General features: G+C 57.2%; 21 protein-coding genes and 1 pseudogene. 2 read left to right on the top strand and 20 right to left on the bottom strand.

Annotated features, from left to right (window positions below; all coding sequences use genetic code 11):
• Positions 1 to 86 precede the first annotated feature (86 nt).
• Positions 87 to 1,586, bottom strand: coding sequence for a phosphomannomutase/phosphoglucomutase (locus RA157_RS08535; protein WP_350336034.1), 1,500 nt, complete (start codon positions 1,584 to 1,586; stop codon positions 87 to 89).
• Between the two features lie 199 nt (positions 1,587 to 1,785).
• Positions 1,786 to 2,415, bottom strand: a complete 630-nt coding sequence (upp, locus tag RA157_RS08530) for a uracil phosphoribosyltransferase (protein ID WP_350336033.1) — start codon at positions 2,413 to 2,415, stop codon at positions 1,786 to 1,788.
• A gap of 255 nt (positions 2,416 to 2,670) precedes the next feature.
• On the opposite strand from upp, the gene RA157_RS08525 reads away from it, so the two are divergent.
• Both RA157_RS08525 and RA157_RS08520 read left to right on the top strand, forming a co-directional pair.
• Positions 2,671 to 3,204, top strand: a complete 534-nt coding sequence (locus RA157_RS08525; protein WP_350336032.1) for a DUF4142 domain-containing protein — start codon at positions 2,671 to 2,673, stop codon at positions 3,202 to 3,204.
• Positions 3,205 to 3,209: 5 nt separating this feature from the next.
• Positions 3,210 to 3,569 (top strand): cupredoxin domain-containing protein, encoded by a 360-nt coding sequence (locus tag RA157_RS08520; RefSeq protein WP_350336031.1) that lies wholly within the window; start codon positions 3,210 to 3,212, stop codon positions 3,567 to 3,569.
• A gap of 54 nt (positions 3,570 to 3,623) precedes the next feature.
• Here the strand turns inward: RA157_RS08520 and RA157_RS08515 are convergent, their stop codons facing one another.
• From RA157_RS08515 to RA157_RS08430, 18 genes and pseudogenes are all read right to left on the bottom strand, one after another.
• The gene (locus RA157_RS08515; RefSeq protein WP_350336030.1) at positions 3,624 to 4,862 is read right to left on the bottom strand and encodes a URC4/urg3 family protein; all 1,239 of its coding nucleotides are present in this window, start codon (positions 4,860 to 4,862) and stop codon (positions 3,624 to 3,626) included.
• A 5-nt stretch (positions 4,863 to 4,867) separates the two neighbouring features.
• Positions 4,868 to 6,133, bottom strand: a complete 1,266-nt coding sequence (locus RA157_RS08510) for a GTP cyclohydrolase II (RefSeq protein WP_350336029.1) — start codon at positions 6,131 to 6,133, stop codon at positions 4,868 to 4,870.
• A 123-nt stretch (positions 6,134 to 6,256) separates the two neighbouring features.
• The gene (locus tag RA157_RS08505; RefSeq protein WP_350336028.1) at positions 6,257 to 7,231 is read right to left on the bottom strand and encodes an adenosine deaminase; all 975 of its coding nucleotides are present in this window, start codon (positions 7,229 to 7,231) and stop codon (positions 6,257 to 6,259) included.
• On the bottom strand, positions 7,231 to 8,109 hold the full coding sequence (locus RA157_RS08500) for a phytanoyl-CoA dioxygenase family protein (RefSeq protein WP_350336027.1): 879 nt from the start codon (positions 8,107 to 8,109) through the stop codon (positions 7,231 to 7,233). The genes RA157_RS08505 and RA157_RS08500 overlap by 1 nt, the downstream gene beginning before the upstream one ends.
• Complete coding sequence (locus RA157_RS08495) at positions 8,106 to 9,329, bottom strand: phosphopentomutase (protein ID WP_350336026.1); 1,224 nt, start codon at positions 9,327 to 9,329, stop codon at positions 8,106 to 8,108. Before RA157_RS08495 ends, RA157_RS08500 begins: the two co-directional genes overlap by 4 nt.
• A gap of 24 nt (positions 9,330 to 9,353) precedes the next feature.
• Positions 9,354 to 10,682, bottom strand: coding sequence for a thymidine phosphorylase (gene deoA, locus RA157_RS08490; protein ID WP_350336025.1), 1,329 nt, complete (start codon positions 10,680 to 10,682; stop codon positions 9,354 to 9,356).
• 2 nt (positions 10,683 to 10,684) lie between these two features.
• The gene (deoC, locus tag RA157_RS08485; protein WP_350336178.1) at positions 10,685 to 11,461 is read right to left on the bottom strand and encodes a deoxyribose-phosphate aldolase; all 777 of its coding nucleotides are present in this window, start codon (positions 11,459 to 11,461) and stop codon (positions 10,685 to 10,687) included.
• A pseudogene (locus RA157_RS08480) lies at positions 11,450 to 12,244 on the bottom strand (purine-nucleoside phosphorylase); the annotation flags it as partial. The gene deoC and the pseudogene RA157_RS08480, both read right to left, overlap by 12 nt.
• Entirely contained in the window at positions 12,241 to 12,639 is a 399-nt protein-coding gene (locus RA157_RS08475; RefSeq protein WP_350336024.1) for a cytidine deaminase, read from the bottom strand. The gene RA157_RS08475 and the pseudogene RA157_RS08480, both read right to left, overlap by 4 nt.
• 3 nt (positions 12,640 to 12,642) lie before the next feature.
• A complete protein-coding gene (locus tag RA157_RS08470; RefSeq protein ID WP_350336023.1) occupies positions 12,643 to 13,611 on the bottom strand; it encodes an ABC transporter permease in 969 nt (322 codons plus the stop codon).
• 9 nt (positions 13,612 to 13,620) lie between these two features.
• Entirely contained in the window at positions 13,621 to 14,721 is a 1,101-nt protein-coding gene (locus RA157_RS08465) for an ABC transporter permease (RefSeq protein ID WP_350336022.1), read from the bottom strand.
• A complete protein-coding gene (locus RA157_RS08460; RefSeq protein ID WP_350336021.1) occupies positions 14,718 to 16,268 on the bottom strand; it encodes an ABC transporter ATP-binding protein in 1,551 nt (516 codons plus the stop codon). The genes RA157_RS08465 and RA157_RS08460 overlap by 4 nt, the downstream gene beginning before the upstream one ends.
• A gap of 12 nt (positions 16,269 to 16,280) precedes the next feature.
• Entirely contained in the window at positions 16,281 to 17,270 is a 990-nt protein-coding gene (locus tag RA157_RS08455; RefSeq protein WP_434058495.1) for a BMP family lipoprotein, read from the bottom strand.
• Between the two features lie 35 nt (positions 17,271 to 17,305).
• On the bottom strand, positions 17,306 to 18,322 hold the full coding sequence (locus RA157_RS08450; protein WP_350336019.1) for a sugar-binding transcriptional regulator: 1,017 nt from the start codon (positions 18,320 to 18,322) through the stop codon (positions 17,306 to 17,308).
• Positions 18,323 to 18,491: 169 nt separating this feature from the next.
• Positions 18,492 to 19,508 (bottom strand): BMP family lipoprotein, encoded by a 1,017-nt coding sequence (locus RA157_RS08445; RefSeq protein ID WP_350336018.1) that lies wholly within the window; start codon positions 19,506 to 19,508, stop codon positions 18,492 to 18,494.
• A 16-nt stretch (positions 19,509 to 19,524) separates the two neighbouring features.
• The gene (hrpB, locus tag RA157_RS08440) at positions 19,525 to 21,996 is read right to left on the bottom strand and encodes an ATP-dependent helicase HrpB (RefSeq protein ID WP_350336017.1); all 2,472 of its coding nucleotides are present in this window, start codon (positions 21,994 to 21,996) and stop codon (positions 19,525 to 19,527) included.
• Positions 21,989 to 22,714: a gamma-glutamyl-gamma-aminobutyrate hydrolase family protein gene (locus RA157_RS08435; protein ID WP_350336016.1), complete on the bottom strand. Its 726-nt coding sequence runs from the start codon at positions 22,712 to 22,714 to the stop codon at positions 21,989 to 21,991. The genes hrpB and RA157_RS08435 overlap by 8 nt, the downstream gene beginning before the upstream one ends.
• Positions 22,715 to 22,727: 13 nt before the next feature.
• Positions 22,728 to 24,038 carry a cobyrinic acid a,c-diamide synthase CobB gene (locus RA157_RS08430; protein ID WP_350336015.1) on the bottom strand — a complete coding sequence of 437 codons (1,311 nt, stop codon included), beginning with the start codon at positions 24,036 to 24,038 and terminating at the stop codon, positions 22,728 to 22,730.
• Position 24,039: the final 1 nt, after the last annotated feature.

Below are 24,039 nucleotides of genomic sequence, written 5' to 3'. Positions count from 1 at the left end.
AAACATCCGGCTAGATTCGGAGGGTGGGTGAAGAGACAGGTCGGGTCAATATGAAATTAACCGCAAGCCCCTCCGGCATCGGAAAGCTAGAGGGTCTGGTTATAGGCTCCGACTTCCGGGTTCTCCCGCAGAACAGCGTCCATCGCCTTGAACATGGCGTGGAGACGCTCTTCAGATGCCGGGCTTTCGATAACAACAACCAGTTCAGGTTTGTTGGATGACGCACGGATGAGACCCCAGGTGCCGTCTTCGGTTACAACGCGGACGCCATTGACCGTCACGAGATCTGTAATCTCTGACCCGGCGACCTGTTCTCCTTGCTCTTTCATGGCCTTGAAACGGGCAATCACACGATCCACGACGTCATACTTAATCTCGTCGGCGCAATGGGGTGACATGGTCGGAGACCCCCAGGTCTTGGGCAATCCGCGGCGAAGATCAGCCATGGATTTACCCGGGTTCCTGTCCAGCATGTCACAGACAGCAAGAGCTGAGACCAGACCATCATCATAGCCACGGCCTATCGGGGCATTGAAGAAGAAATGACCTGATTTCTCAAATCCGACCAGTGCGTTCAGATCATTGACCCGACGCTTGATATAGGAATGACCGGTCTTCCAGTAGTCGGTCTTTGCACCATTCCCGAGAAGAACCGGATCCGTATTGAAAAGCCCCGTGGATTTTACATCCACAACAAACCGGGCGTTCTCGTGCAGGGCTGACAGGTCGCGAGCCAGCATGACGCCGACCTTGTCTGCAAAGATTTCCTCACCTTCATTGTCGACCACGCCGCACCGGTCACCGTCGCCGTCAAAACCAAGCCCCACATCAGCCCCGGTCTCCAGAACCTTGTCCCGGAGCGCATGGAGCATGGTCATGTCTTCCGGATTCGGATTATAGCGCGGGAACGTATGGTCAAGCTCGCAATCAAGCGGGATCAGCTGACAGCCAATGGCCTCAAGAACACGCGGAGCAAAGGCACCTGCTGTGCCATTGCCGCAAGCAGCCACAACCTTGATCGGATTTTCAAGGCCGGGTCTATTGGTCAGATCGCGAATATAACGCTCGGCCAGGTCATCCACAAAGACGTAGGAGCCACCACCGCGTAGGTCAAAAGACGCCGCCAGCACAATTTCCTTCAGCCGTGTCATTTCATCCGGCCCGAAAGTCAGCGGCCTGTTGGCCCCCATCTTCACACCGGTCCAGCCATTGTCATTATGCGAGGCGGTCACCATGGCAACAGCTGGCACATCCAGCTCGAACTGGGCAAAATAGGCCATGGGCGACAGGGCCAGGCCGATATCGTGAACCTTGATGCCTGCGGCCATCAATCCGGTGGTGAGTGCCATCTTGATTGATGCCGAGTAACCACGGAAGTCATGGCCGGTCACCAGCTCGGGACGCACACCCATCTCATGCAGCAGTGTCCCCAGCCCCATTCCAAGAGCCTGGATGCCCATGAGATTGATCTCAGCACCGAACAGCCACCGCGCATCATATTCCCGGAAGCCCGTGGCTTTCACCATTGGACGGGCTTCATATTCATACGTGTTTTCAACCAGCTTTGGCTGTGGCTTCGGGAACATGGATCATAACCTCAAGACATTGAACGACACTTCTGCGTCAGTCATAGAAAAGACTCTGTGACAATTGCATGGCAACCGGGTCGTAAACTCATAAATGATATGTTCTCGCCTAAGCCAACAAGATTGCCAATCCGTGCACGACAGGCAGAAAACCCCGGAATAACCTCTAATCGCGCATCAAATCTGGATTATTGGTAAATCATTTAGTGCCGTACATGCGATCGCCGGCATCTCCCAGGCCAGGCATGATATAGCCCTTCTCATTGAGACGCTGGTCAATGGAGGCGGTGAAGATCGGCACATCCGGGTGATGTTCCCTGAAATTCGCGATTCCTTCCGGAGCAGCCAGCAGGCTGACAAAGCGCAGATTGTGAGCACCGCGCTCCTTCAGGCGGTCGATGGCGGCGATTGCCGAATTGGCCGTAGCCAGCATCGGGTCCACCACAACAACCAGCCGGTCGGAAATATCTTCCGGTGCCTTGAAGTAATATTCAACGGCGACAAGCGTCTTGGGATCCCGGTACAGCCCCACATGCGCCACGCGAGCAGATGGAACCAGATCCAGCATCCCTTCCAGAAGGCCATTGCCCGCCCTGAGAACAGAGGCAAAAACCAGCTTCTTGCCTGCAAGCGTCGGCGCTTCCATCTCTTCAAGCGGCGTGTCTATCATAACCGTCGTCAGTTCCAGATCACGCGTCACCTCATAGCAGAGCAATGTTGAGATCTCCTGCAGCAGCCTCCTGAAGCTCGCGGTCGATGTCTCTTTCTTGCGCATGATGGTCAGCTTGTGCTGGACAAGCGGATGATCAATGACGGTTACGCCATCCATGACGATGGTCCTTTCTTCCTCATTGCCTCCGCAGATTCATGCGGAGCTTTATATGAATCGCTTTACTGGCAATCTACCGCAACCGCAGACAAATACGAATGCGATAATAGGGCTTCTCTCACGCAACCCACAGAACCTTCCGTACGATTGGTCAAAAAACCCGGCATATCAGGTCTATTTCTCTTGGGGCCCTGATGATTACCTAGACCGCAGGCATCAGGAGGGATGCTTTTCACGTCTTCAAGGGAGCCTAAAATGTCCATTAAAACAATGCTTGCCGCTATTTCCACCGCCTTTATGCTTGCGACTGCCGCGCAGGCGGAATCCCCGGCTGATCTGAACGATCTGCAGATCGCCCACGTGGCCTATACAGCAGACAATATCGACATCCGCTATGCTCACCTGGCGCTTGCCAAGTCCAGCAACCCGGCTGTTCGCGAGTTTGCCAAAACCATGATCCGGGATCATGAAGCCGTCAACGACCAGGCTCTGGCCCTTCTCAAGAAACTCAAAGCCCAGCCGCAGGACAACTTCCTCAGCCAGTCCCTGAATGAAGGTGCTGACCAGTTGGTCCGCGAAATGAGCGCACTCGAAGGCGCTGCCTTTGATAAGCGCTACGCCGAAAACGAGCTGGCTTACCACAAGGCCGTCAATGAGCTTGTGGAGAAGACCTTCATCCCGAATATTGACAATCCTGAAGTGAAAGAACTGTTCAAGGCTGGCCTGAACATCTTCAAGGGTCATGAGCATCACGCTGAAATGATGGTCAAGGCTGTCAACGGCGGCTGATCATTATGAAACGACGAGACCTTCTTGCAGGAACCGCGGCGAGCCTCTTCGCCGCGGGTCTTTCTTTGCCAGCCCGAGCAACAATGGGCTACACCGCTGAAAATCCAGTCCACCACATGGTCACGATCACAGGCTTTGTCTTTGAACCGGCGCATCTGACCGTACGCCCTGGTGACCGGATCACCTGGACCAACCTCGACATCGCCCCGCATACGGCAACCGCGCGCGATCATTCCTGGGATACAGGGCAGATCGACAAGGATCAGTCAGCGACTGTCACAGTGACCGAAGACATGGTTCTTGACTATTATTGTCGCTATCATCCGATCATGGAGGCGACGCTGGCCTTTAAAACAGAAGGCTAGGGTCAAGACCCATTAATGTCGTTCATTCTGTTCTGGCAGACTATGGCCCGGAACTCAGAAAACGGTCCCGTCGCTTTCAATTTTGAGCGGCGGTGTTCCGTCCTCTCTCCGGGCTTTGGCAATCTTGCGACCGGCATTCCATGTGCCACCCTGGAGAATACGCGCCAGCGGCAGGGTCTCAGGATCTCCCCCCGTCCGATTACGCAGCTCATCAGCAAGCTTGTCGAGCAATGCGATGGTCAGGGCCCGCCACTCAACAATCAGCTCACTGTCAGCGCTGTGCGACCGCTCCATCGCCGTGGCGTCTTTTGGCGTCAGCACGCCCAGATCGATAAAGAGCCCGCCATTGCGGTATTCGGCCAGGCCCGTAAGTGTGTCCAGCCCATGAACCGGCACACGCCCCCACTGCAGCGGCTCAACCAGTGAATAGGTCAGCCACTGGGAGAGCTTGTGGAACGGAATGAAGCTGTTGGTCGGGTCCGGCACTGTCACCTTGCGATGCTGCCAGGTATCCCCCAGCGGATAACCGCCAATGGCATAGCGGCTTGGCCAGATAGACGCGAGGGATTCAAGCAGCGTCTTGAGAATATCCTCTCCGGTCACCAGCCCTTCCTCGGCACGGATTGTGAAATGGTCCACCAGGCCGCCAGGACGCAGGCCATCTTCGGTCTCATAGACATCCGGATTACCGACCAGCGCACCGCCCAGTTTCTGCAGCAGACTCAAACGGCCCTCAAGCCCCACAAGCGGGTTTGACGGGCTGACCTTGAACCCGCGTTCCAGCTCATCAAGGGTGAGCGTTGCAAGAGCCTGTGCGTCCACTCGCATCGGATCCAGCGGATCGCTTGAAAAGAACCCCGAGCGGAACATGCGTAGACTGGCCTGGGCCAGGCCTTCAGAGCGGGTATAGACCTGTTCTGTATTGTCATCCTCATAAGACCAGTCCGGCCCGGCACCAGCATCAAGCAGGACAGAGACGAATGTCAGATCAACCGCCAGCCGTGCCGCAGCCTTTGCTTCATCATTGGTCAGTTCAGGAATGAGATTTGGCAGGGCATCAGTGATCGGATCATCAAAATGCCGCCAACGGGCATGAAACGGTATCCGTCCGTCCGGGTAAGTGTCCCGTGTCACATCCAGCACGAAGTCTGCCACTTCGCTCAGTGCATCCATATCCACACTGAAGTGGTCAAGCTGGTTCAGCACGCCCAGTGCCAAAAGCCCATGTGCACGTTCCCTGACTGCCGTAGCGGACAGCAACTGACGTGCAGACAGCGTTTCAAGTTCCGTCATAGGGGTCAGAACTCCTCAAGAGACCGGCCGACGGTTGACTCCAGATCTGTTTCATCCGGTGTTCCGTCAGGCGCATAATACCCCGCTGCTTTCTTGGCTTCCAGTTCTACCTGTGCATCCATAGGCACCATATCATCCGGGATTGCCACCCGCTCGACGATTTCAATCCCCGATCCAGTGACCGCATCATATTTCATGTCGCTCATTGAGATAAAGCGATCAATGCGTGTGATACCAAGCCAGTGCAGAACATCCGGCATCAATTCCTGAAAACGGGCATCCTGTACGCCTGCCACACATTCCGTGCGGGCAAAATAGGTGGCGGCACTATCTCCACCTTCCTGGCGCTTGCGGGCATTGTAGACCAGAAACTTAGTCACTTCTCCGAGCGCCCGCCCTTCCTTGCGATTATAGACAATCAGCCCGACACCGCCCGCTTGAGCCTCTTTCACGCATTCCTCAATACCGTGAATCAGATAGGGGCGGCAGGTGCAGATATCGGACCCAAAGACATCGGAACCGTTACATTCATCATGAACCCGACAGGTCAGGCTCTTTCCCGGATCTGAAAGGGCCGCCGGGTCGCCGAAAATATAGAGCGTGATGCCGCCAATCGGAGGCAGAAAGACATCCAGGTCCGGGCGTGTCACAAGTTCGGGGAACATGCCACCGGTCTGCTCAAACAGAGTGCGGCGCAACTCATCTTCTGTCACATCAAAGCGACGGGCAATGCCCGGCAGGTGCCAGACCGGGTCCACTGCCGCCTTGATCACCGAAACATCTCCGGCTTCTCCGACAATATCACCATCCACCCTGATCCGCCCGGAAGCAATGGCTTCGTCCAGTTCAATGATGGAGATCCGCGCACGCGTTACCGCAATTGTCGGCCTGATATCGTGCCCTGCGGCGATTTCATCTGCGAAACAATCCATCACCTGATGACCGAACGGGTCGAGCGAAACGATCTTGTCCGGATCGAACCATTGCGGATAAGGCCCAATATCCACCACAGGCCGGGTATTGGTGTAGTCCGGCCTCTGTACCGGATTGAGTGCACCGGATGACACAGCAAGCGCTCTGTAAAGGGAGTAAGAGCCCCCGTGCGCGCCAATGGCGTTGCGATCCTGCTGATTTGTGACGGTGGCGACCACGGGGCCACGCTCTCCGGCGCTGGCTGCGCCCCAGTCAATCGGATGGATGACATCACCGGCACTGCCCGTATGGGAGGTCAGCCGGATATGTCGCGTGGGTTTGTTATCCTTGCCATGCATGAATTACATCTCCCAAGGCTCGGTTCGAATGAACCAAAAGTTCAGTATCCCAAAGGCTACAGGCTTCAGCAAACCAAAAGATGAACACCGAACTGTGACAGGAATATTTCGGCAATCCGGGGTTTATAGACGATTAATCAGGCTCTTTCTTGTGTCTTCATCGACAAAAGCCGCCTGAAGCCCGGTACAGTTGAGATCGTTGATCTGGCTGTGAGACAGCCCGAATACTGTTTCGAGCGTCTCATATTCGGCCTGCATATCCGTATGAAAGAAAGGCGGGTCATCAGAGGAAACCGTTATGGCAACACCTGCTGCCAGCAGTGCGGGCAAGGGGTGGGCGGCCAGGCTTTCATAGAGCCCCAGCGCGATATTTGACCCCGGGCAGACTTCAAGAACAATCTGTTCGTCTACGAGACGTTTGACCAGATCCGGGCTCTCCGCGGCCCGCACTCCGTGCCCGATACGGGTTACCGGCAGACAATCCAGAGCGGAGGACACGCTCTCAGGTCCACCGAATTCTCCGGCATGAACGGTACAGCCAAGGCCGGCTTCATGGGCCATTGCAAAAGCCGGTGTAAATTCGGATGGGTGATGACAACGCTCATCGCCTCCCATACCGAATCCTGTGACCCTTGGATGGCTTCTGGCGCAGGTCTCCCGCGCCACATCAAGCGCGGCATCCGGCCCAAGATGCCGGACACAGGTGGATATCAGACGACAGATGATGCCAGACGCCTCTTCCGCATGACGGCAGGCCTCGTCAATGGCCTCCACCATGTCTGCATAGTCGATATTGATACGGCGACCGTGATCAGCAGAGAGAAAAAATTCCGTGTAGATCACCCCTTGCCCAGCTGCACGGGTGAGGTGATCAAGGGTCAGATCGTAATAGTCCTGCGGCCTGTTCAGAAGGTCACTGACCTTGTCATAGGCTTTCAGAAAGCTTGTGAAATCATGCCAGCTATACGTCCCGTCCCGGTTCCCGAGTGCTTTGAGATCAACGCCTCGCTTCTCCGCCAGCTTCAAGGCAAAGTCTGGCGTAATGGTTCCTTCCAGATGACAATGAAGCTCGACTTTCGGCAGAGTGCCCGACTGCATCAGAGTGCAAACCCCCGACGTGGCATCGCGTTGTCCCGTCTCAGCCAGTTGTCATCAGACCAGTGCGCCAGTCCATCGACCGCGTGGATCGCATAGGCATGACGAGACCGGTCAGACCGGTTTGGTGCTGATCTGTGAGGCACTGAACCATGCAGAACAACAAGACTTCCTTTCGGCGCATCCAGTGCTACATGCTTATGGTCCGGGGCATGCGGGGTTTCATCAAGCGTGTCCATCACAAGGTCATCACCGGCATAATGATAACGCTGCCGCAGGGCTTCCCTGTGCCCGCCCGGAACGCCATACAAACCACCATTGCCTGAATCCGCGTCCTCAAGGGCAAACCAGAAGCCGGTACAGGAAAGCGGTTCCGTATGAAGGAAACTCGAATCCTGATGGCAATTCACCTCTCCGCCAATATGCGGCTGCTTGAAGATATACATGGACTGCATCAGGTGAGGCTGGGCCAGCCCCAGATCTCTGGCCAGACAAGCCAGCTTGTCCGTATGCGAAAACGCCTCGAAAACCGGGTCTAGATCATGCAGGGCGTGGCCAACCTTGTTCAGCGCCAGATGCTTGTCCTTGGTCAGTTGACCATCGGCATCAAACGCTTCCTCTTCAAAGAAGAACCGTATCTTGTCGCCGGAGTCCCGGAAATAGGTGTCCTGGCCATGCCCCTGATCCCGGGCTGAGAAGACGGTTGCCACGGATTGTGGATCAAACCCGTCAATCAACTGATCCATGCGCGCCCTTAAACGGTCGCATGCTTCAGGGGTGACAAAGCCTTCCAGAACAAGAAACCCGTCATCCTCATAGGCCTGCTGCATATCGCCCGTCAGATGACCGTCTTCGGTTGCCTGAAACCGTCTCGCATTCATATCCAGACACTCCTCCCCACTGGCCCCTGATCAATATCCAGATGATGGGCAACACTGGCGCCTATATCCGAGAAAGTCATGGAATCACGGGCTTCTCCAGCTTCAAGACCAGGCCCAAACGCCAGAAACGGAACCTGCTCCCGCGTGTGTTCTGTTCCATGCCAGCTCGGATCACAGCCATGGTCTGCAGTCAGAACCGCAAGGTCACCGGGCCGCAGGCGGGCTTCCAGCTCCGGCAGCCGCGCGTCAAATGCCTCAAGAGCAGCGGCATAACCGGGAATATCCCGACGGTGTCCATAGAGCGTGTCAAAATCGACAAAGTTCACGAAAACCAGATCACCATCCCGGGCTGTGTCTACAAGCGACAGGGTCAGGTCAAAAAGCGCGTCTGTCCCCGCAGCCTTGTGAACATCTGTCACGCCCTGGCCTGCAAAGATATCATTCAACTTGCCGACCGCATGAACAGACCGACCAGCCGCCTTTGCCCGGTCCAGCAATGTGGGAGCAGGTGGCAATACGGAGAAATCCCGCCGGTTGGCCGTCCGTTCGAAACTGGCCCTGTCTTCTCCCACAAAGGGCCTTGCGATCACCCGGCCAATGTTCAGGTCGTAGAGCATTTCACGGGCGATGGCGCAGATATCATAAAGCCTCTCAAGCCCGAAATGCTCCTCATGAGCAGCAATCTGGAGAACGGAATCCGCACTTGTATAACAGATGGGTTTACCGCTGCGGACGTGTTCTTCACCGAATTCATCAATGATCACCGTCCCGGATGCATGGCAATCTCCCAGGATCCCCGGCAATCTCGCCTCACGAATAAAGGCTCGGGTGAAGTCCTCCGGGAACGAAGGGCGCGTATCAGGGAAATAGCCCCAGTCAAACGTGACCGGCACGCCTGCAAGTTCCCAGTGGCCCGATGGTGTGTCTTTGCCGTTCGAGATTTCATGAGCAGCACCCCAGAAGCCTGTGATCTCCCCTTCAAACCCCAGAGAGGCAACAGTCTTCCCGGCAACCTTCCTGGCTGCCTCCAAAAGGCCAAGCCTTTGCAGATTGGGGAGGAGCAATGGGCCATGACGCAGGCCCGGCACATCCGCCCGCCCTTCTGCACAGGCCTCAGCAATGTGGCCGAATGTATCAGCGCCCTCATCGCCAAATGCCGCCGCATCCGGCGCACCGCCGATGCCAAATGAATCCATAACCATGAGAAAAGCCCGGGCCATCAGCAACACATCCCCATCTCAAAGTCAGGCATCATCAAAATCCACCCTGTCGAGAACAACGGAGCTGATTTCCGGTGCATCTGCCATATCGGAAACGGTGTAGGCGGCCTGCACGCGGGCAATGGCGCGTTCTGCATCATCCTCTGTGCGGGCGTGAACAAGTGCCAGTGGCTGCCCCGCCTCAATCCTGGTTCCCACTTCCACAAGTCCGGTCAACCCGACACCATGGTCAATGTCATCTTCCGGGCGCACACGACCACCGCCGAGCTCGACCACGGCAACACCGACGGCTCTTGTATCAATAGTCGTGACAAGGCCGGGTTTCAGCGCAGGAACCGGAACCACATGATCGGCTTTCGGCAGATAATGATCCATCCATTCGATGAAATCTGAAGGCCCGCCCAGAGCGCTGACCATCCGCCCGAAGCGCGCTGCAGCCCGCCCTGACGTCAGGGCCTCCTCTGCAGCCTCTAGAGCCTGCCCATTGTCCGGATAGAGCCCCCCGACCACCAGCATTTCAGCAGCAAGGGCCAGGGTTGCCGCTCGTAATCGCGTGTCATGGCCATCATTGGTCAGCAGCTCAACCGCGTTACGCATCTCAACCGCATTGCCTGCAGCATTGGCAAGAGGCTGGCTCATGTCTGTCAGCAAAGCAGATGTGCGTACTCCGGCCCGATTGGCAACAAGGACCAGACTTTCCGAGAGCGCCCGCGCATCATCCGGGTTTTCCATGAATGCGCCCGAACCACATTTCACATCCAGTACCAGCCCATCAAGGCCAGCGGCCAGTTTCTTTGACAGAATGGACGCGGTAATCAGATCGACGGACTCAACCGTCGCGGTGACATCCCGAACCGCATAGAACCTCTTGTCTGCCGGTGCCAGATCGTCTGTCTGCCCGATAATCGCACAGCCAACATCCTTGACCACGGAACGGAACAGGTCGTTATCCGGCTTGGTCTTGTAACCGGGAATGGCCTCGAATTTGTCGAGCGTACCGCCCGTATGACCAAGCCCCCGTCCGGAAATCATCGGAACAAAGCCGCCACAGGCCGCAACAATGGGAGCCAGCGCCAAAGACACATTATCGCCAACGCCACCAGTCGAGTGCTTGTCGAGCACAGGACCATCCAGATCCGGCCAGGACATGACAGACCCCGAATCCCGCATGGAACGGGTCAGGGCGACACGCTCGGTGAGCGTCATGCCGTTGAAAATCACAGCCATGGCAAAAGCCGCCAACTGACCTTCGCTGATGGAGCCATCCGTCATGCCCTGAACGAAGAACTCTATCTCTTCAAGCGACAGAACCTTGCCCTGCCTTTTGTGGCGGATCACTTCCTGCGGCAGCATGATCAATACCCCTCATCCACTTGTCCGGCTTCACGCCCCTCGGCCGTGGCAAGCAGAGCTTTCAACACACTGCTGGCGCCAAAGCGGAACCGGTCTGCCATGGCCCAGTCCAGGCCCAGAATACGATCTGCCAGAGCCAGATATGCAGCGGCATCAGACGCTGTCTTCAGCCCGCCTGCCGGTTTGAAACCCACATCCCGACCCGAGCTGGCAATCTCCTCAAGCATGTAGGCCGCGACCTCCGGCGTGGCATTGACCGCCACCTTGCCGGTGGAGGTCTTGATGAAATCGGCCCCGGCCTCAATGGCGAGCCGGCTTGCCTCCCGGATCAGGACTTCAGTCTCGAGACAACCGGTTTCAAGAATAACCTTGAGCCGCACATCCCCCGTGCAGCGATCCTTGACCTGCCTGATCATATCGCTGGCGAGCTGGTGATTGCCTTCCATGAAAGCATGATAAGGAAAGACCAGATCCAGCTCGTCCGCACCGGCTGCCATCGCCTCATCCGCTTCCTGCAAGACGGCCTGTATATCTGTTCCGCCATGGGGAAAATTGATGACAGTTGCTATCCTGATACCCGTGCCAGCCAGCTCGGCTTTGGCCTGTTCCACAAACTGTGACCAGATACAGATTGCTGCCGTATTGCCAAATGGTGTCTGGGCCAGCTTGCACAGACTGCTAATAGCCGCTGTATCACAGTCATCATTCAGATTGGTCAGATCGAGCAGTCGGATAGCGCGGATTGCAGCGTCCCTGTCCCGTATGGATTGATCTCTCATGAACCGTCTGATTACCCGCTTGATCTTGTCAGCCCCGATGGGGCCGAGCGCCATTGTTTCTTCATGGGACAATGCATTTCCCGTCATCCCCGCGGCAAAATTGGTAATGGTCGAGAACCCGGCAACCTTCAACCCGAGCCAACGGGCCAGAATGGTCTCAGGCACCGTGGACATGCCGACAGCATCCGCACCGAGCACACGCGCCATACGGATTTCCGCAGGCGTTTCGAAACTGGGGCCGGAAAACCACATATAGGTACCCGCTTCAAGCGCGATACCTTCGGCATTGGCTGCCTCTTTCATCCAGGCACGCCACGCACCGTCATAAGCTTCCGTCATATCCACAAACCGGTCGTCGATATCGTGCCCGATCAACGGATTACGATTGCCGAGATTAATGTGATCGGCAATCTGCATGATATCTCCAGGCGGGATGTCGTCTCTCAGAGATCCCGCCGCATTGGTCAGGATAACACCTTCTGCGCCCAGCGCTTTCACTGTCTCAAGAGGCAGGCGCATGGCCTGGGAATCTCCTGATTCATAATAATGGACGCGACCGGAGAGGATCACCACAGGGCTTTCTTCCAGATGCCCTATTACCAGTTCTCCCGCATGGGATGCCACGCCAGAGACCGGAAAGCCCGGCAGATCCTCATAGGGAATCCGTACCGGATCGCTGAACTCGTCAGCCAGATCTCCAAGTCCCGAGCCAAGCACAAGACCATATCGCACAGAAAGACCGGTGCGCTCGCGGATAGTCCTGATGATCGTCTCGATACTCATTCGGACCTGTCCTGTTCCAGTGAGAACGCAGCGGGCAGCAGGTCCGCCATGGTATAAGTCGCGCGAATTCCATCCGGGCCTGCAGCGAAGACACGTGTCTCCGGGCTTGAAAACTCCGCCAGGCGCTGCCTGCAACCACCACATGGTGTGATCACCATATCAGCACTGCCGATGACGCAGATCTCGACTATTCTGAGATCGCCTGCCACAACCATCTGGCCGATGGCAGAGGTCTCTGCGCACCATCCTTCCGGATAGGAGGCATTTTCCACATTGCAGCCGGTATAAATCGCCCCTGATCCTGCCCGGATGGCCGCGCCGACCGGGAAGTTCGAATAGGGCGCATAAGCCTTTTCCTGGGCGGCACGAGCCGCCTCGAACAGATCATTCGCCATGATCTAGCGTTCCTTCACATAGGGGATGCCGCCTGCCTTCGGCGGCACAGCCTTGCCGATAAACCCGGCCAGCAGAATAACGGTCAGCACATAGGGCAGTGCCTGGAAAATCTGGATAGGCAGCTCTCCCACACCCGGCAGGGCCACCCCTTGCAGCCGAATGGCAACCGCATCGAGAAAACCAAACAGAAAGCATGATCCGAGAACCGGCCACGGCCGCCATTTGGCAAAGATCAGGGCCGCCAGTGCGATGAAACCCTTGCCCGCCGTCATATCACGGATGAACCCCGCCGACTGACCAATCGACAGATAGGCCCCGGCCAACCCGCACAGGATCCCGCAGATGATCACCGCACGATATCGCAGCCAGATAACCGAGATACCTGCTGTATCAACGGCCGCCGGATTTTCACCCACGGCCCGCAAGCGCAGGCCGAACCGGGTTCGGAACAGAACCCACCAGGTTACGGGAACAGCCAGAAAGGCGAGATAGACAAGAAGATTGTGCCCCGAGATCAGGCCCTCATAAATGGGCCCCAGTACCGACACCTGAACCAGATCCTCGGCAAAGGGCAGATAGACAGGATTGAAGCGCCCGTCACCTGAGACTGCCGGTGTGCGCCCGCCCTGGTGGAACCAGGCCTGCCCGAGAAGAGCCGTCAGGCCGACAGCAACAAAGTTGATTGCAACGCCTGAGACAATCTGGTTGCCGCGCTGGGTGATGGATGCAAACCCGTGAACGAGTGCCAGCACGATGGAGACGGCAATTCCGGCTGACAGACCGATCCAGGCCGATTGGGTGACACCGGCTGCAGCACCGGCTGCAAAGGCCGCAGCCAGCATCTTGCCTTCAAGGCCAATATCAAAAATGCCGGACCGCTCGGAATAAAGCCCCGCAAGGGCAGCAAACAACAGTGGCACCGACAGGCGAACGGCTGAATCCAGAATGGCGATCAGATCAAGGAGCGTCATTATCGCCTCCTATGCCGGCTGAGGGCGAAACATCGCCCCAAGTGCAGGCCGGAACATATGCTCAAGGGCTCCGGCAAACAGGATGACCAGACCCTGAATGGTGATGATCATGTCTCGGGTGATGGCGGGAATTTCAAACGCCAGCTCGGCCCCGCCCTGATAAAGCACCCCGAACAGGACAGAGGCCAGAATGATGCCCACCGGGTGAGACCGCCCCATAAAGGCGACCGCGATGCCGACAAAACCGTATCCGCTGGTGAAGTCTATCAGCAGGCGATGCTGAACACCCATCACCTCGTTCAGCGCCATCATTCCGGCCAGCCCGCCGGAAATCATCATGGTGATGATGATAATCCGGTCCGGCTTGATCCCGGCATAGACGGCTGCCGTCTGATTGTGCCCCATCGTGCGGATTTCATAGCCGAGCCGTGTCCGCCAGATCAGCAACCAGACGCCGAACGCTGCCAGCAGCGCGATAACAAAGGACAGGTTCAGAGGCGAATGGGCCATGGTACCGCCGAACCATTCCACCACCTGATGGATGAACGGCAGCCGACCACCTTCTTCAAAGGTGCGGGTTTCCGGCTGCATCGATCCCGGCACTTTCAACACATTGACCAGCAGATAGACCATCAGCGACGCGGCAATGAAATTGAACATGATGGTGGTGATAACCACATGGCTGCCGCGCCTGGCCTGAAGATAGGCCGGCACCCACGCCCATGCAGCCCCGAAGAGTGCAGCCCCGAGAATGGCGAAAGGCAGGATCACCCACCAGGGTGCAAAGCTGTCCATGGCCAGACAGGCCAGCGCCACCCCGAGGCCTGCCACATAGGCCTGCCCCTCGCCGCCAATATTGAACAGACCACAGTGGACGGCGACAGCCATAGCAAGGCCGGTAAAGATAAAGTTGGTGGCATAGTAGAGCGTGAAGCCAAGCCCTTCCTCATAGCCGAACGCGCCGAACAGCAGAACCTTAACAGCCTCGACCGGGCTTTCACCAATCAGAAGAACCACCAGGCCGGAGACCAGAAAGGCTGCGGCCAGGTTCAGTATCGGGATCAGGCCATAGTCCACCCAGGCCGGTAGTGCTGCGCGCGGTGCACTCATGCAACGTCTCTCTTCGTTGGGCCAGTCTCATCCACTCCGGACACACCAGCCATCATTAGCCCCAGCTCCTGCTCGCTGGTTTCCGGCGGCCGTTCGCCAACTATGCGCCCGGCGCACATGACCAGAACCCGGTCCGCCAGCGCCCTGATCTCGTCAAGTTCCACTGACACCAGCACAATGGCCTTGCCTGCATCACGCAATTCAATCAGGCGCTTGTGGATGAACTCAATCGCACCAATATCAACGCCGCGGGTTGGCTGCCCAACCAGAAGCAGGCCGGGATCCTGATCGATCTCGCGGGCCAGGACGATTTTCTGCTGATTGCCACCTGAGAAGTTGGCGGCTTTCAGTTCAGAGCTGGCGGGCCGGATGTCAAAAGCCTCAATCGCCGCCTCACTTCTGGCACGCACAGCTGTCCGGTCAAACAAAAGACCGGAGGCCAGTTCATCATCATGATGATAGCCGAGAATGGCATTCTCCTCGGCTGAGAAGTGTGTGACCAGCCCCATGCGATGGCGGTCTTCCGGCACATGGGCAACACCGAACGTGCGCATCCGCGCCGGGTCCGGTGTGTCAGACGGGTCGATTGTATGGCCCAGCACCATGATTGCCCCGCCTGATGCCTGCCGTATCCCCGCGAGCACTTCCAGAAGCTCACTCTGGCCATTGCCTGAAACCCCGGCAATCCCTAGGATTTCTCCAGCTTTCACAGAGAAAGAAACCGTATCGAGCAGGGTAACGCCACGGCTGTCGGTTACTGTGAGGTCTTGCACAGTCAGCAGATCGTCACCGGGCCGGGCGGCCTCCTTGTCGACCTGCAGCAGCACGCGACGACCAACCATCAGCTCCGCCAGATCCTCAATCCGTGTCTCTGCCGTCTTGACCGTGGCAACCATAGCACCCTGCCGCATGACAGAAACCGTATCCGTGATTGCCATGATTTCGCGGAGCTTGTGGGTGATCAGAAGAACCGTCTTGCCTTCCGCACGCAGCTTGTCGAGAATCCGGAACAGATGATCAGCTTCAGAAGGTGTCAAAACCCCTGTCGGCTCATCAAGGATCAGAATATCCGCCCCGCGATAAAGAGCCTTCAGAATTTCGACCCGCTGCTGCAGCCCGACCGGCAGGTCAGCAACCAGTGCATCAGGGTCGATATCAAGGGCATAATCCCGCGCCAGACGCAGCAATTCCGCACGGACTTTAGCCGCTCCAGCCTTCAGTAATGCGCCTCCCTCGACGCCAAGCATGATATTTTCAAGCACAGTAAACGTATCCACCAGCATGAAATGCTGATGAACCATGCCGATACCAAGGGAGATGGCCGTCTGGCTGTCGGAGATACTGACCGGCGCGCCGCCAACCCTTATCTCGCCCTTATCCGCTGTGTAGAAGCCATAGAGGATCGACATCAGGGTGGATTTACCCGCACCATTCTCCCCGATGATCCCGTGGATGCTGCCACGATCAACCGTCAGGTCAATGGACCGGTTGGCGTGAACCGCCCCAAACCGCTTGTCAATTCCTGCGAGCTCAATCGCCGCGGTCATTCTCGTCTTTCATCAGAACGGGCAGGTGGAATCGGCCATGTAGTCATGGACAACCACTTTGCCAGACTTGATATCCGCCTCAGCAGCCCGCACCGCAGCCATCATCTCATCAGAAATCAGAGCCTTGTTGTTGTCATCCAGCGCCCAGTCAACGCCGCCTTGCGCCAGACCCAGAACCTGCAGGCCGTTGGACCATTTGCCGTTTCTGTCATCTTCAAAGGCGTTGTAGACAGCGATATCCACCCGCTTGAGCATGGATGTGAGAACCTTGCCCGGATGCAGATGGTTCTGGTTGGAATCAACCCCGATACCCAGTTTCCCGGCATCCGCTGCAGCCTGCAGCACACCAAGGCCGGTACCACCTGCTGCGTGGTAGACAACATCCGCACCCTTGTCGAACTGCGCCTTGGCCAGTTCACTGCCCTTGACCGGATCGCTCCAGGCCGCACCTGTTGTGCCGGTCATATTCTGGAAAACTTCCGCTCCGTCTCTGGCAGCCTTGGCACCCTGCACGTACCCGCAGGCAAAGCGGCGGATCAGAGGAATATCCATGCCACCGACAAAGCCGACCTTGCCACTTTCCGATTTCAGCGCTGCCAGAAGCCCGACCAGATAGGATCCTTCATGTTCCTTGAAGACCACCGAGCGAACATTTGGCAGATCAACAAACATGTCGATGATGGCGAACTTCGTATCCGGGAACTCTGTGGCGACCTTGCGCACGGCTTCGGCCTGAGAAAAGCCGATCGCCACGATGGGCGAATAGCCACGGCGGGCAAAGTTCCGCATTGCCTGCTCACGCTGGCTGTCATTCTGGATCTCGAAATCGCGATAAGCGATGCCAGCCTCGGACTTGAACTTCTCTGCGCCTGTATAGGCCGCTTCGTTAAAGGACTTGTCGAACTTCCCGCCCGCATCATAGACCAGAGCAGGCTTGATTTCCGCGGCCCAGGCGGCGCTGGCCAATGCAGTGCCAACCAGGGCTCCCATCAGGGTTTTCATGAATGTCATGGGACCTCCCACGCTCCTTTATGCTGTTATGCTTCAGAATATTGCGTTGATAGTTTCGATGTGGATCTTGCTGCACCTGCTCCGGATGCGACCAGTTCGGCGGCCAGGGCTTCGTCCAGCACGATGTCTGATATGACGCCGCTCAGAAGAGCGGCACGTGTCGCAGCCAGTTTGTTGAGCCCCCCGGCGAGAGCAACAACACGCGCGCCACGGATATCATTGAAATGCAGACCAACTGGATGGCGCTCCAGCTCTGTCTGTACCTGGCTCCCCTGATCATTGAGGAAACGACCCATCAGATCACAGACTGCTCCGGCCTTTTCCAGACGGCACTGTTCTTCGGTCGAAATCATACCCGTGGTCATCAGGTGGCTTTTATCATCAATGGAACCGATGCCGATGACAAACAGATCCGCCTGTCGGGCTCGCGCCATCAGATCCTGGACGCTGGGCTGATTGAGAAAGGTGTCGCGTTCCTGCCTGCTTGAGGCAAAATACGGAACCGGCAGGAAATAACCCTCAGCCCCGGTACGCTCCTGCAAGAGCTGGATAACGTCATAGGGGTTGGCCGCCAGCTTGGGCGTCAGGCTGCCGGACACGGCCATAACACTGAGATCATCCCTTCGCTGCCTGGGCAGAGCGGAGAACGCGGCTTTCAATGTTCGCCCCATTCCCACGCCGACGCTGCCGATATGGGGCTGGGAAAGAAGATTACCGAGGAACGGTCCCGCAGCGGAGGCAATCGCATCAATCACATGCGCTTCAGATTGCCCCGCCGGTCGTACACGCGGAACGACCAGACAGGTTTTCAGACCAAAAGTAGCCTGCAACTGATCCTCATACTGCAGACATTCAATCGGACGTCCTTCAATCTGGAAGCGGATCAGACCGTCACGCTGGGCCTGAGCGATGAGCCGGTGAACTTTTGCAGAAGAAATACCCAGATGACTGGCAATCTCTGATTGAGTGGAACCACCCACGAATGACATCCAGGCAGCACGAATTGCCAGATAGGTCGGCCAATCGGTCTCCGCTCCCGCCATCTCACGCGCCCCGGTTCATTTGCCCTGCTTTGAAAATTTCTTCATTGAATGAGAAATTTTTCAAAACTCAACACAGAACGTCCAAGCGGTCAAGGAAAACCGCAATTCCGAGCGTTTTCAGGCTGAATTCATCTGCCCGCGGCGGGCAGGAGGTGGAATCTGGAAGATATCAGAGCGGGCAGGCCCCATCCCGGGTCGAATCATGCACCTTGATTATCCCGGAAACAATGTCACGCTCCGCCTTCTCGACAGCAACCTGCATCTGTTCCGTGATGAGAGACCGGTTGTTGTCATCCAATGCCCAGCCAATCCCACCTTCAGCAAGACCGAGAACGCGGGCACCGGGTTGCCAGTCTCCCTTATTCAAAGCCGTCAGTGCATCGAAGACGGCAACATCAACCCGCTTCAGCATGCTGGTGAGTACAAATCCCGGATGAAGCCCGTTCTGATTGGAATCAACACCAATGCCAAACTTCCCGGCATCAGCGGCAGCCTGCAGAACACCAAGGCCCGTCGTTCCAGCCCCATGCAGGATAACATCAGCCCCGCGATCCATCTGGGAGCGGGCCAGCTCGGCACCTTTGGCCGGATCAGTCCAGGCCGCAACAGTCGTTCCAGCCACGTTGGCAAACACGGTTCCGTTCGGGTTAGCCGCGTACGAGCCCTGCCTGTACCCACACTCGAATTTCCGGATCAGCGGAATGTCCATACCGCCCACATAGCCAATCTTGCCGGTCTTTGATGCCATCTGGGCCAGAATCCCAACCAGATAGGCGCCTTCATGTTCCCGAAAGAGAACAGATTGAACATTGGGTGCATCCACAAAGGCATCAATCAGAATGAACCGTGTATCCGGAAATTCACTGGCAGCAGCAGTAACTGCAGCCGCGTGATTAAACCCGACGGCAATGACCGGGCTGAAGTCCTTGCGCGCAAAAGACCGGACCGCCTGAAGGCTCTGGGCGTCATTGAGAATTTCAAACTCTCTGTAAGCCGTTCCGGTCTCTTCCTTGAATGTCTCAAGTCCGCGATAGGCCGCTTCATTAAACGACTGATCAAACTTGCCTCCTACCGAATACACAACGGCGGGTTTCAGCGTCTCCGCCATGGCCAGAGATGAAGGGGCTAGAGATAAAAAGACCAGAGATGAAAAAGTCAGAAAAACAGCAAGACAGGAACGCAGCATGATCCATTTCCATTGATCAGGGCCGCGGTTTGGCCCGTCGGGTTGGTTCAGCCTCAGCCGGTTTGTCCGGCCAGACATGTTTGGGATAGCGTCCGCGCATCTCTCTGGCAACCTCAGACCAGCTTCCGGTCCAGAATCCGGGCAAGTCCTTGGTGATCTGGATCGGACGCCCGGCCGGGGACAGAAGCGACAGGGTCAGCGGCAGGGTGCCATTGAAGATGGTCGGATGCTCTGACAGCCCGTAGAGCTCCTGAACGCGTACAGCGAGAACCGGTTCATCTCCGGAATAATCGAGCCGAATAGACGAGCCTGTCGGCACCGTCCAGCGGTCCGGCACATGCGCTTTGAGGAATTGCTGTCCTTCCCACGGCAGAAGCGACAGAAGGGCGTGGGTCATGTCCTGTTCGGAAATCTGGCTGGCTCTGGTCTTGCCCACCAGAAACGGCTTCAGCCAGTCTGAGGCGGCCTCTTTCAGGGCCACGTCTGTCAGGTCCGGCCAGTCTGTTCCTTCATCTGACAGAGCCAGTCGCTCCCGGGCAAACTGCATGCGGGCAAGCAACCGCTCACCACCGTCTCCAAGAGGCAGAATTGTCAATTCACGCTCTGCTACCAGATCACAGAATGCGTCCGGCCAGACAGCCGGGTCCGGCTTTACTGTAGCCTCCGACAGGACAATCTGCCCCAGTCGTGACACACGCCGCGCCTTCAAGGCTCCGGTTTCAGGATCAAGGCTGTTTAGGTGCACATCCTCGATGCGGTCTGACAGATAATTCTCAAGGTCAACACGCAAAAGCGGGGCAGCCGACAGGATACGGGCTTCAGCGCCCTGCCCCAGAACATCCGCGATCACCAGGAAGTCCTGTCCGCCAAGACTGTCATGCTCAGGCAGAAAAGCGCCCTTGCCGTTGGACAGCAGATAACGGTTGCTCTGCCCTCGCCGTCTGGCAATCCTGTCGGGGAAAGCCCAGGCAAGCATTACGGCCACCGGAGGACCATCCGTAGCGTCTGATATGGCCGACGGGATCAGCCTGCTCCATCGATCAGCGAGCGCTTTTGCCTGCTTTGCCCGAGGGGATCTGTCCCGCTCAAGCGCCTGGAGGCGATCTTCCAGATCTGTTGCCCGACCACCAAGACCCGGTTCGTCAATCAGACACGCAAGCCGGGCTGCCACATTGCTCTGACCGTAAGCTGCGGCTTTGGCAATCAGTGCTGCCAATCGCGGTCGCACGGGCAGGCGCGCGGCTTCAACACCCAGCTCCGTCAGGTGGTCAGCCGCGCTGATCAGGCCCAGATCCAGAAGCATATCCCTTGCCTCACGCCAGGCAATGGCAGGCGGCGGGTCAAGCCAGCGTAATTGCTGCGGGTCTTTCACGCCCCACTGCAACAGCCCCAGAACCAGTGCGGACAGGTCTGTTTCCAGTATTTCGGGCCGATCAAAGGCGCGCAATGCGGCTGTCTGCCCTTCATGCCAGAGGCGGATACAAAGCCCGGGCTCCAGGCGTCCGGCACGTCCCCGCCGCTGATTGGCCGCAGCCTGTGACACCCTGACGGTTTCCAGACGGCTGATGCCCGATGCAGGGTCAAAAATGGGTTTCCGGCTGAGCCCTGAATCAATCACGACCCGGATGCCATCAATCGTCAGAGACGTCTCGGCAATATCTGTGGCGAGCACCACTTTCCGACGCCCCTCAGGCGGCCGGGATATGGCCCTGTCCTGATCGGCCCGGTCCAGCCGTCCGTAAAGCGGGGCGATCAGCGTTCCCCCATCAACACGGTTTCCCAGACGCTCCGCAACGCGGCGTATTTCCCGCTCACCCGGCAGAAAGCACAAAAGCGATCCGGTTTCTTCTGCCAGTATCCAGCGGATAGTTTCTGCCATCTGATCCTCGATAGCCAGATCGGGCCTGCGTGGTTCATGGCGCAATTCGACGGGGAAAGACCGGCCTGTACTGCAGATCACCGGGGCATTGTCGAGAAGTCCCGCCACAGCATCTGTATCCAGCGTTGCAGACATGACCAGAATACGCAGGTCATCACGCAAACCATCCTGACAATCAAGCGCCAGAGCCAGCCCCAGATCTGCATCCAGGCTCCGTTCGTGAAACTCGTCAAACAGAACGGCAGCCACCCCCTCAAGAGACGGATCATCCTGCAACATGCGGATGAAGACCCCCTCTGTTACGAGTTCTATGCGGGTTTTCGCAGATATCCGGCTGTCCATACGCACTCGGTAGCCGACCGTCTGGCCCACATCCTCACCTAGGAGGTGCGCCATATGCCCCGCTGCAGAACGCGCAGCAAGACGGCGAGGCTCCAGCATGATGATTTTGCCGTCATCGCGCCAAGCTGCATCAAGAAGAGCCAGTGGCACTCGGGTGGTTTTACCTGCCCCGGGCTCCGCGGCGAGCACAACTCTTGTTGACTGCCGGAGGGCTCCAAGGAGGTCTGGCAGAACGTCATCAATCGGCAGGAGTGAGAGATCAGGCATCCTGGGCAACGCGCACAAGCTCATCAAACAGAGCCTGTTGTGTCCGATCTGCATGCGCTGTCAGCTCTGGATGCCACTGAACCGCAAGGCACCAGGGGTGGCTCTCCAGTTCCACGGCCTCAACAATGCCGTCCGCAGCCGTTGCAGCGACAGTCAGACCGGCTGCGACCTCATGAAGCGCCTGATGATGACCGGATGTTGTGTTGACCGTCTCCGTTCCTATGGCGCGGGCCAGACGACTCTTCTCTTCAACAGCGACATCATGGCGGACCCACAGACCCTTGTCGTCACGATGCATATCACCTCTGCCAAGATCAGGAACATGCTCTGTCAACGTGCCACCAAGCACAACATTGAGCATCTGCATCCCCCTGCAGATACACAGAATCGGCAGGTCCTTTCGTTCAACAGCATGTCTGATCAGGTTCTGCTCGGCACGGTCCCGGTTCGTATCTGCCGCAAAGAGATTAGGATGCTGCTCGTCACCGCCATAAAGCGCGGGGTTAATGTCTGTCCCGCCAGTGAAGATAATGCCATCCAACCGGTTCAGAAGAGTGTCGCAGTCTCCATCCAGTGGCGGCAGGACAACCGGGATACCACCCGCTCTTGCCACACATTGGCTATAGAGCGCGGGCGATGTATAGAACGCATCATAGTGAGCGGTCCTTGCGGGCACCTCAGACAGGCCCGATCCTGTAATTCCGATAACAGGCTGCACGCCAGACTGCCCTCTATTCGTGATCAATCAGATGGGCGAATGATCCCATAACAGAACCGGAACGCAAGCCCATTTGCGGACGCTCCGTGCCGCTTGCATCCGTTGCCTCAAAAAGACGCGGCACATCCCCCTCTTCCACGATAGAGGCATAGTGGAATTCGTGCGCCCTGAGCGGCCCTCGCCATGGCAGGCCGCTTTCTCCGGGTATCGTCACGCGCCGATAGCCCAGATGCAGCTTCCGGGTCTGGAAACTGGTCACAAGCGGCAGCAGGTTCAGCATCGGATGACTGGTGCCGTCTGTGTCTATGATGGCTTTGCCGAGGGTCATATAGCCACCACACTCACCATAGATCAGAGCATTACGCCGAGCGGCAGCTTTCATGGCGGTCTTGAACACGTCTGAAGAGGCGAGTGTTGCGCCGTGCAATTCGGGATAGCCACCGGGCAAAAAGATCGCGTCGGCTCTCTCATCAGGTGCTCCATTCTTCAGTGGTGAGAAGAAACTGAGCTCCGCTCCAGCCTCCTGCCATCCCCTCAGCATGTGGGGATAGGAGAAAGCATAGGCCTCATCCCATGCCACGGCGATGCGTTGGCCGAGTGGTGCCAGTGGCGCTGCATCTGATGAGGCAGATGCAACAGATCCTGGCATTTCGCCTGCAATAGCAAGAAGCCTCTCATGATCCAGATGGCCAACCAGTGTCTCGGCAGCCTTGTCGATCAGACTATCGAGGCCGTCCTGTTCCATCGCCTGCACCAGCCCGAGATGCCGGGATGGCAGAACAAGATCCGGATTATTCCGGAGCGCGCCGATAATCGGCAGATCAATGGTTTCAAAAGCTTCTCTAAGCAAGGTCAGATGGCGATCAGACCCGACCCGGTTCAACAGAACACCAGCAATATGAACATCCGGACGGAAATGTCTGAACCCTTGCGCGATTGCAGCGGCAGACTGCGCCTGACCCTTCACATCAAGCACCAGCAGGACGGGGAGACCCAGACCGGCTGCCAGATCTGCGGTAGACCCGGCACCACCTGTTGCCCCATCGAACAGACCCATAACCCCTTCTATCAGGAGAAAATCCACTATCGCCGCATGATTTGCGGCAAGCTTTTGGATCAGGTCAGCTCGCATGGCCCAGGGATCAAGATTGACCGAGTGATGACTGGCTGCAATCTCATGAAAGCGTGGGTCAATATAGTCCGGCCCTGTCTTCGCCGGTGCCACAGAGACACCAAGGCGTTTCAAGGCCCGCAACAGGGCAAGCGTTACGGTCGTCTTGCCGGAATTGGATGAGGGTGCTGCAAGGATCAGACCTCTGGTCATC

This window comes from Coralliovum pocilloporae (genome assembly GCF_030845175.1).
Taxonomy (GTDB): Bacteria; Pseudomonadota; Alphaproteobacteria; order Rhizobiales; family Cohaesibacteraceae; genus Coralliovum; species Coralliovum pocilloporae.
Note: the sequence above shows the minus strand (reverse complement) of the source record. Positions and strands in the feature narration are given on the sequence as shown.

Coding starts and splice junctions, on each gene's coding strand:
- RA157_RS08535 (WP_350336034.1), bottom strand. CDS start 1,586: ATGTTCCCGAAGCCACAGCCAAAGCTGGTTGAAAACACGTATGAATAT.
- upp (WP_350336033.1), bottom strand. CDS start 2,415: ATGGATGGCGTAACCGTCATTGATCATCCGCTTGTCCAGCACAAGCTG.
- RA157_RS08525 (WP_350336032.1), top strand. CDS start 2,671: ATGTCCATTAAAACAATGCTTGCCGCTATTTCCACCGCCTTTATGCTT.
- RA157_RS08520 (WP_350336031.1), top strand. CDS start 3,210: ATGAAACGACGAGACCTTCTTGCAGGAACCGCGGCGAGCCTCTTCGCC.
- RA157_RS08515 (WP_350336030.1), bottom strand. CDS start 4,862: ATGACGGAACTTGAAACGCTGTCTGCACGTCAGTTGCTGTCCGCTACG.
- RA157_RS08510 (WP_350336029.1), bottom strand. CDS start 6,133: ATGCATGGCAAGGATAACAAACCCACGCGACATATCCGGCTGACCTCC.
- RA157_RS08505 (WP_350336028.1), bottom strand. CDS start 7,231: ATGCAGTCGGGCACTCTGCCGAAAGTCGAGCTTCATTGTCATCTGGAA.
- RA157_RS08500 (WP_350336027.1), bottom strand. CDS start 8,109: ATGAATGCGAGACGGTTTCAGGCAACCGAAGACGGTCATCTGACGGGC.
- RA157_RS08495 (WP_350336026.1), bottom strand. CDS start 9,329: ATGGCCCGGGCTTTTCTCATGGTTATGGATTCATTTGGCATCGGCGGT.
- deoA (WP_350336025.1), bottom strand. CDS start 10,682: ATGCTGCCGCAGGAAGTGATCCGCCACAAAAGGCAGGGCAAGGTTCTG.
- deoC (WP_350336178.1), bottom strand. CDS start 11,461: ATGAGAGATCAATCCATACGGGACAGGGACGCTGCAATCCGCGCTATC.
- RA157_RS08475 (WP_350336024.1), bottom strand. CDS start 12,639: ATGGCGAATGATCTGTTCGAGGCGGCTCGTGCCGCCCAGGAAAAGGCT.
- RA157_RS08470 (WP_350336023.1), bottom strand. CDS start 13,611: ATGACGCTCCTTGATCTGATCGCCATTCTGGATTCAGCCGTTCGCCTG.
- RA157_RS08465 (WP_350336022.1), bottom strand. CDS start 14,721: ATGAGTGCACCGCGCGCAGCACTACCGGCCTGGGTGGACTATGGCCTG.
- RA157_RS08460 (WP_350336021.1), bottom strand. CDS start 16,268: ATGACCGCGGCGATTGAGCTCGCAGGAATTGACAAGCGGTTTGGGGCG.
- RA157_RS08455 (WP_434058495.1), bottom strand. CDS start 17,270: ATGAAAACCCTGATGGGAGCCCTGGTTGGCACTGCATTGGCCAGCGCC.
- RA157_RS08450 (WP_350336019.1), bottom strand. CDS start 18,322: ATGGCGGGAGCGGAGACCGATTGGCCGACCTATCTGGCAATTCGTGCT.
- RA157_RS08445 (WP_350336018.1), bottom strand. CDS start 19,508: ATGCTGCGTTCCTGTCTTGCTGTTTTTCTGACTTTTTCATCTCTGGTC.
- hrpB (WP_350336017.1), bottom strand. CDS start 21,996: ATGCCTGATCTCTCACTCCTGCCGATTGATGACGTTCTGCCAGACCTC.
- RA157_RS08430 (WP_350336015.1), bottom strand. CDS start 24,038: ATGACCAGAGGTCTGATCCTTGCAGCACCCTCATCCAATTCCGGCAAG.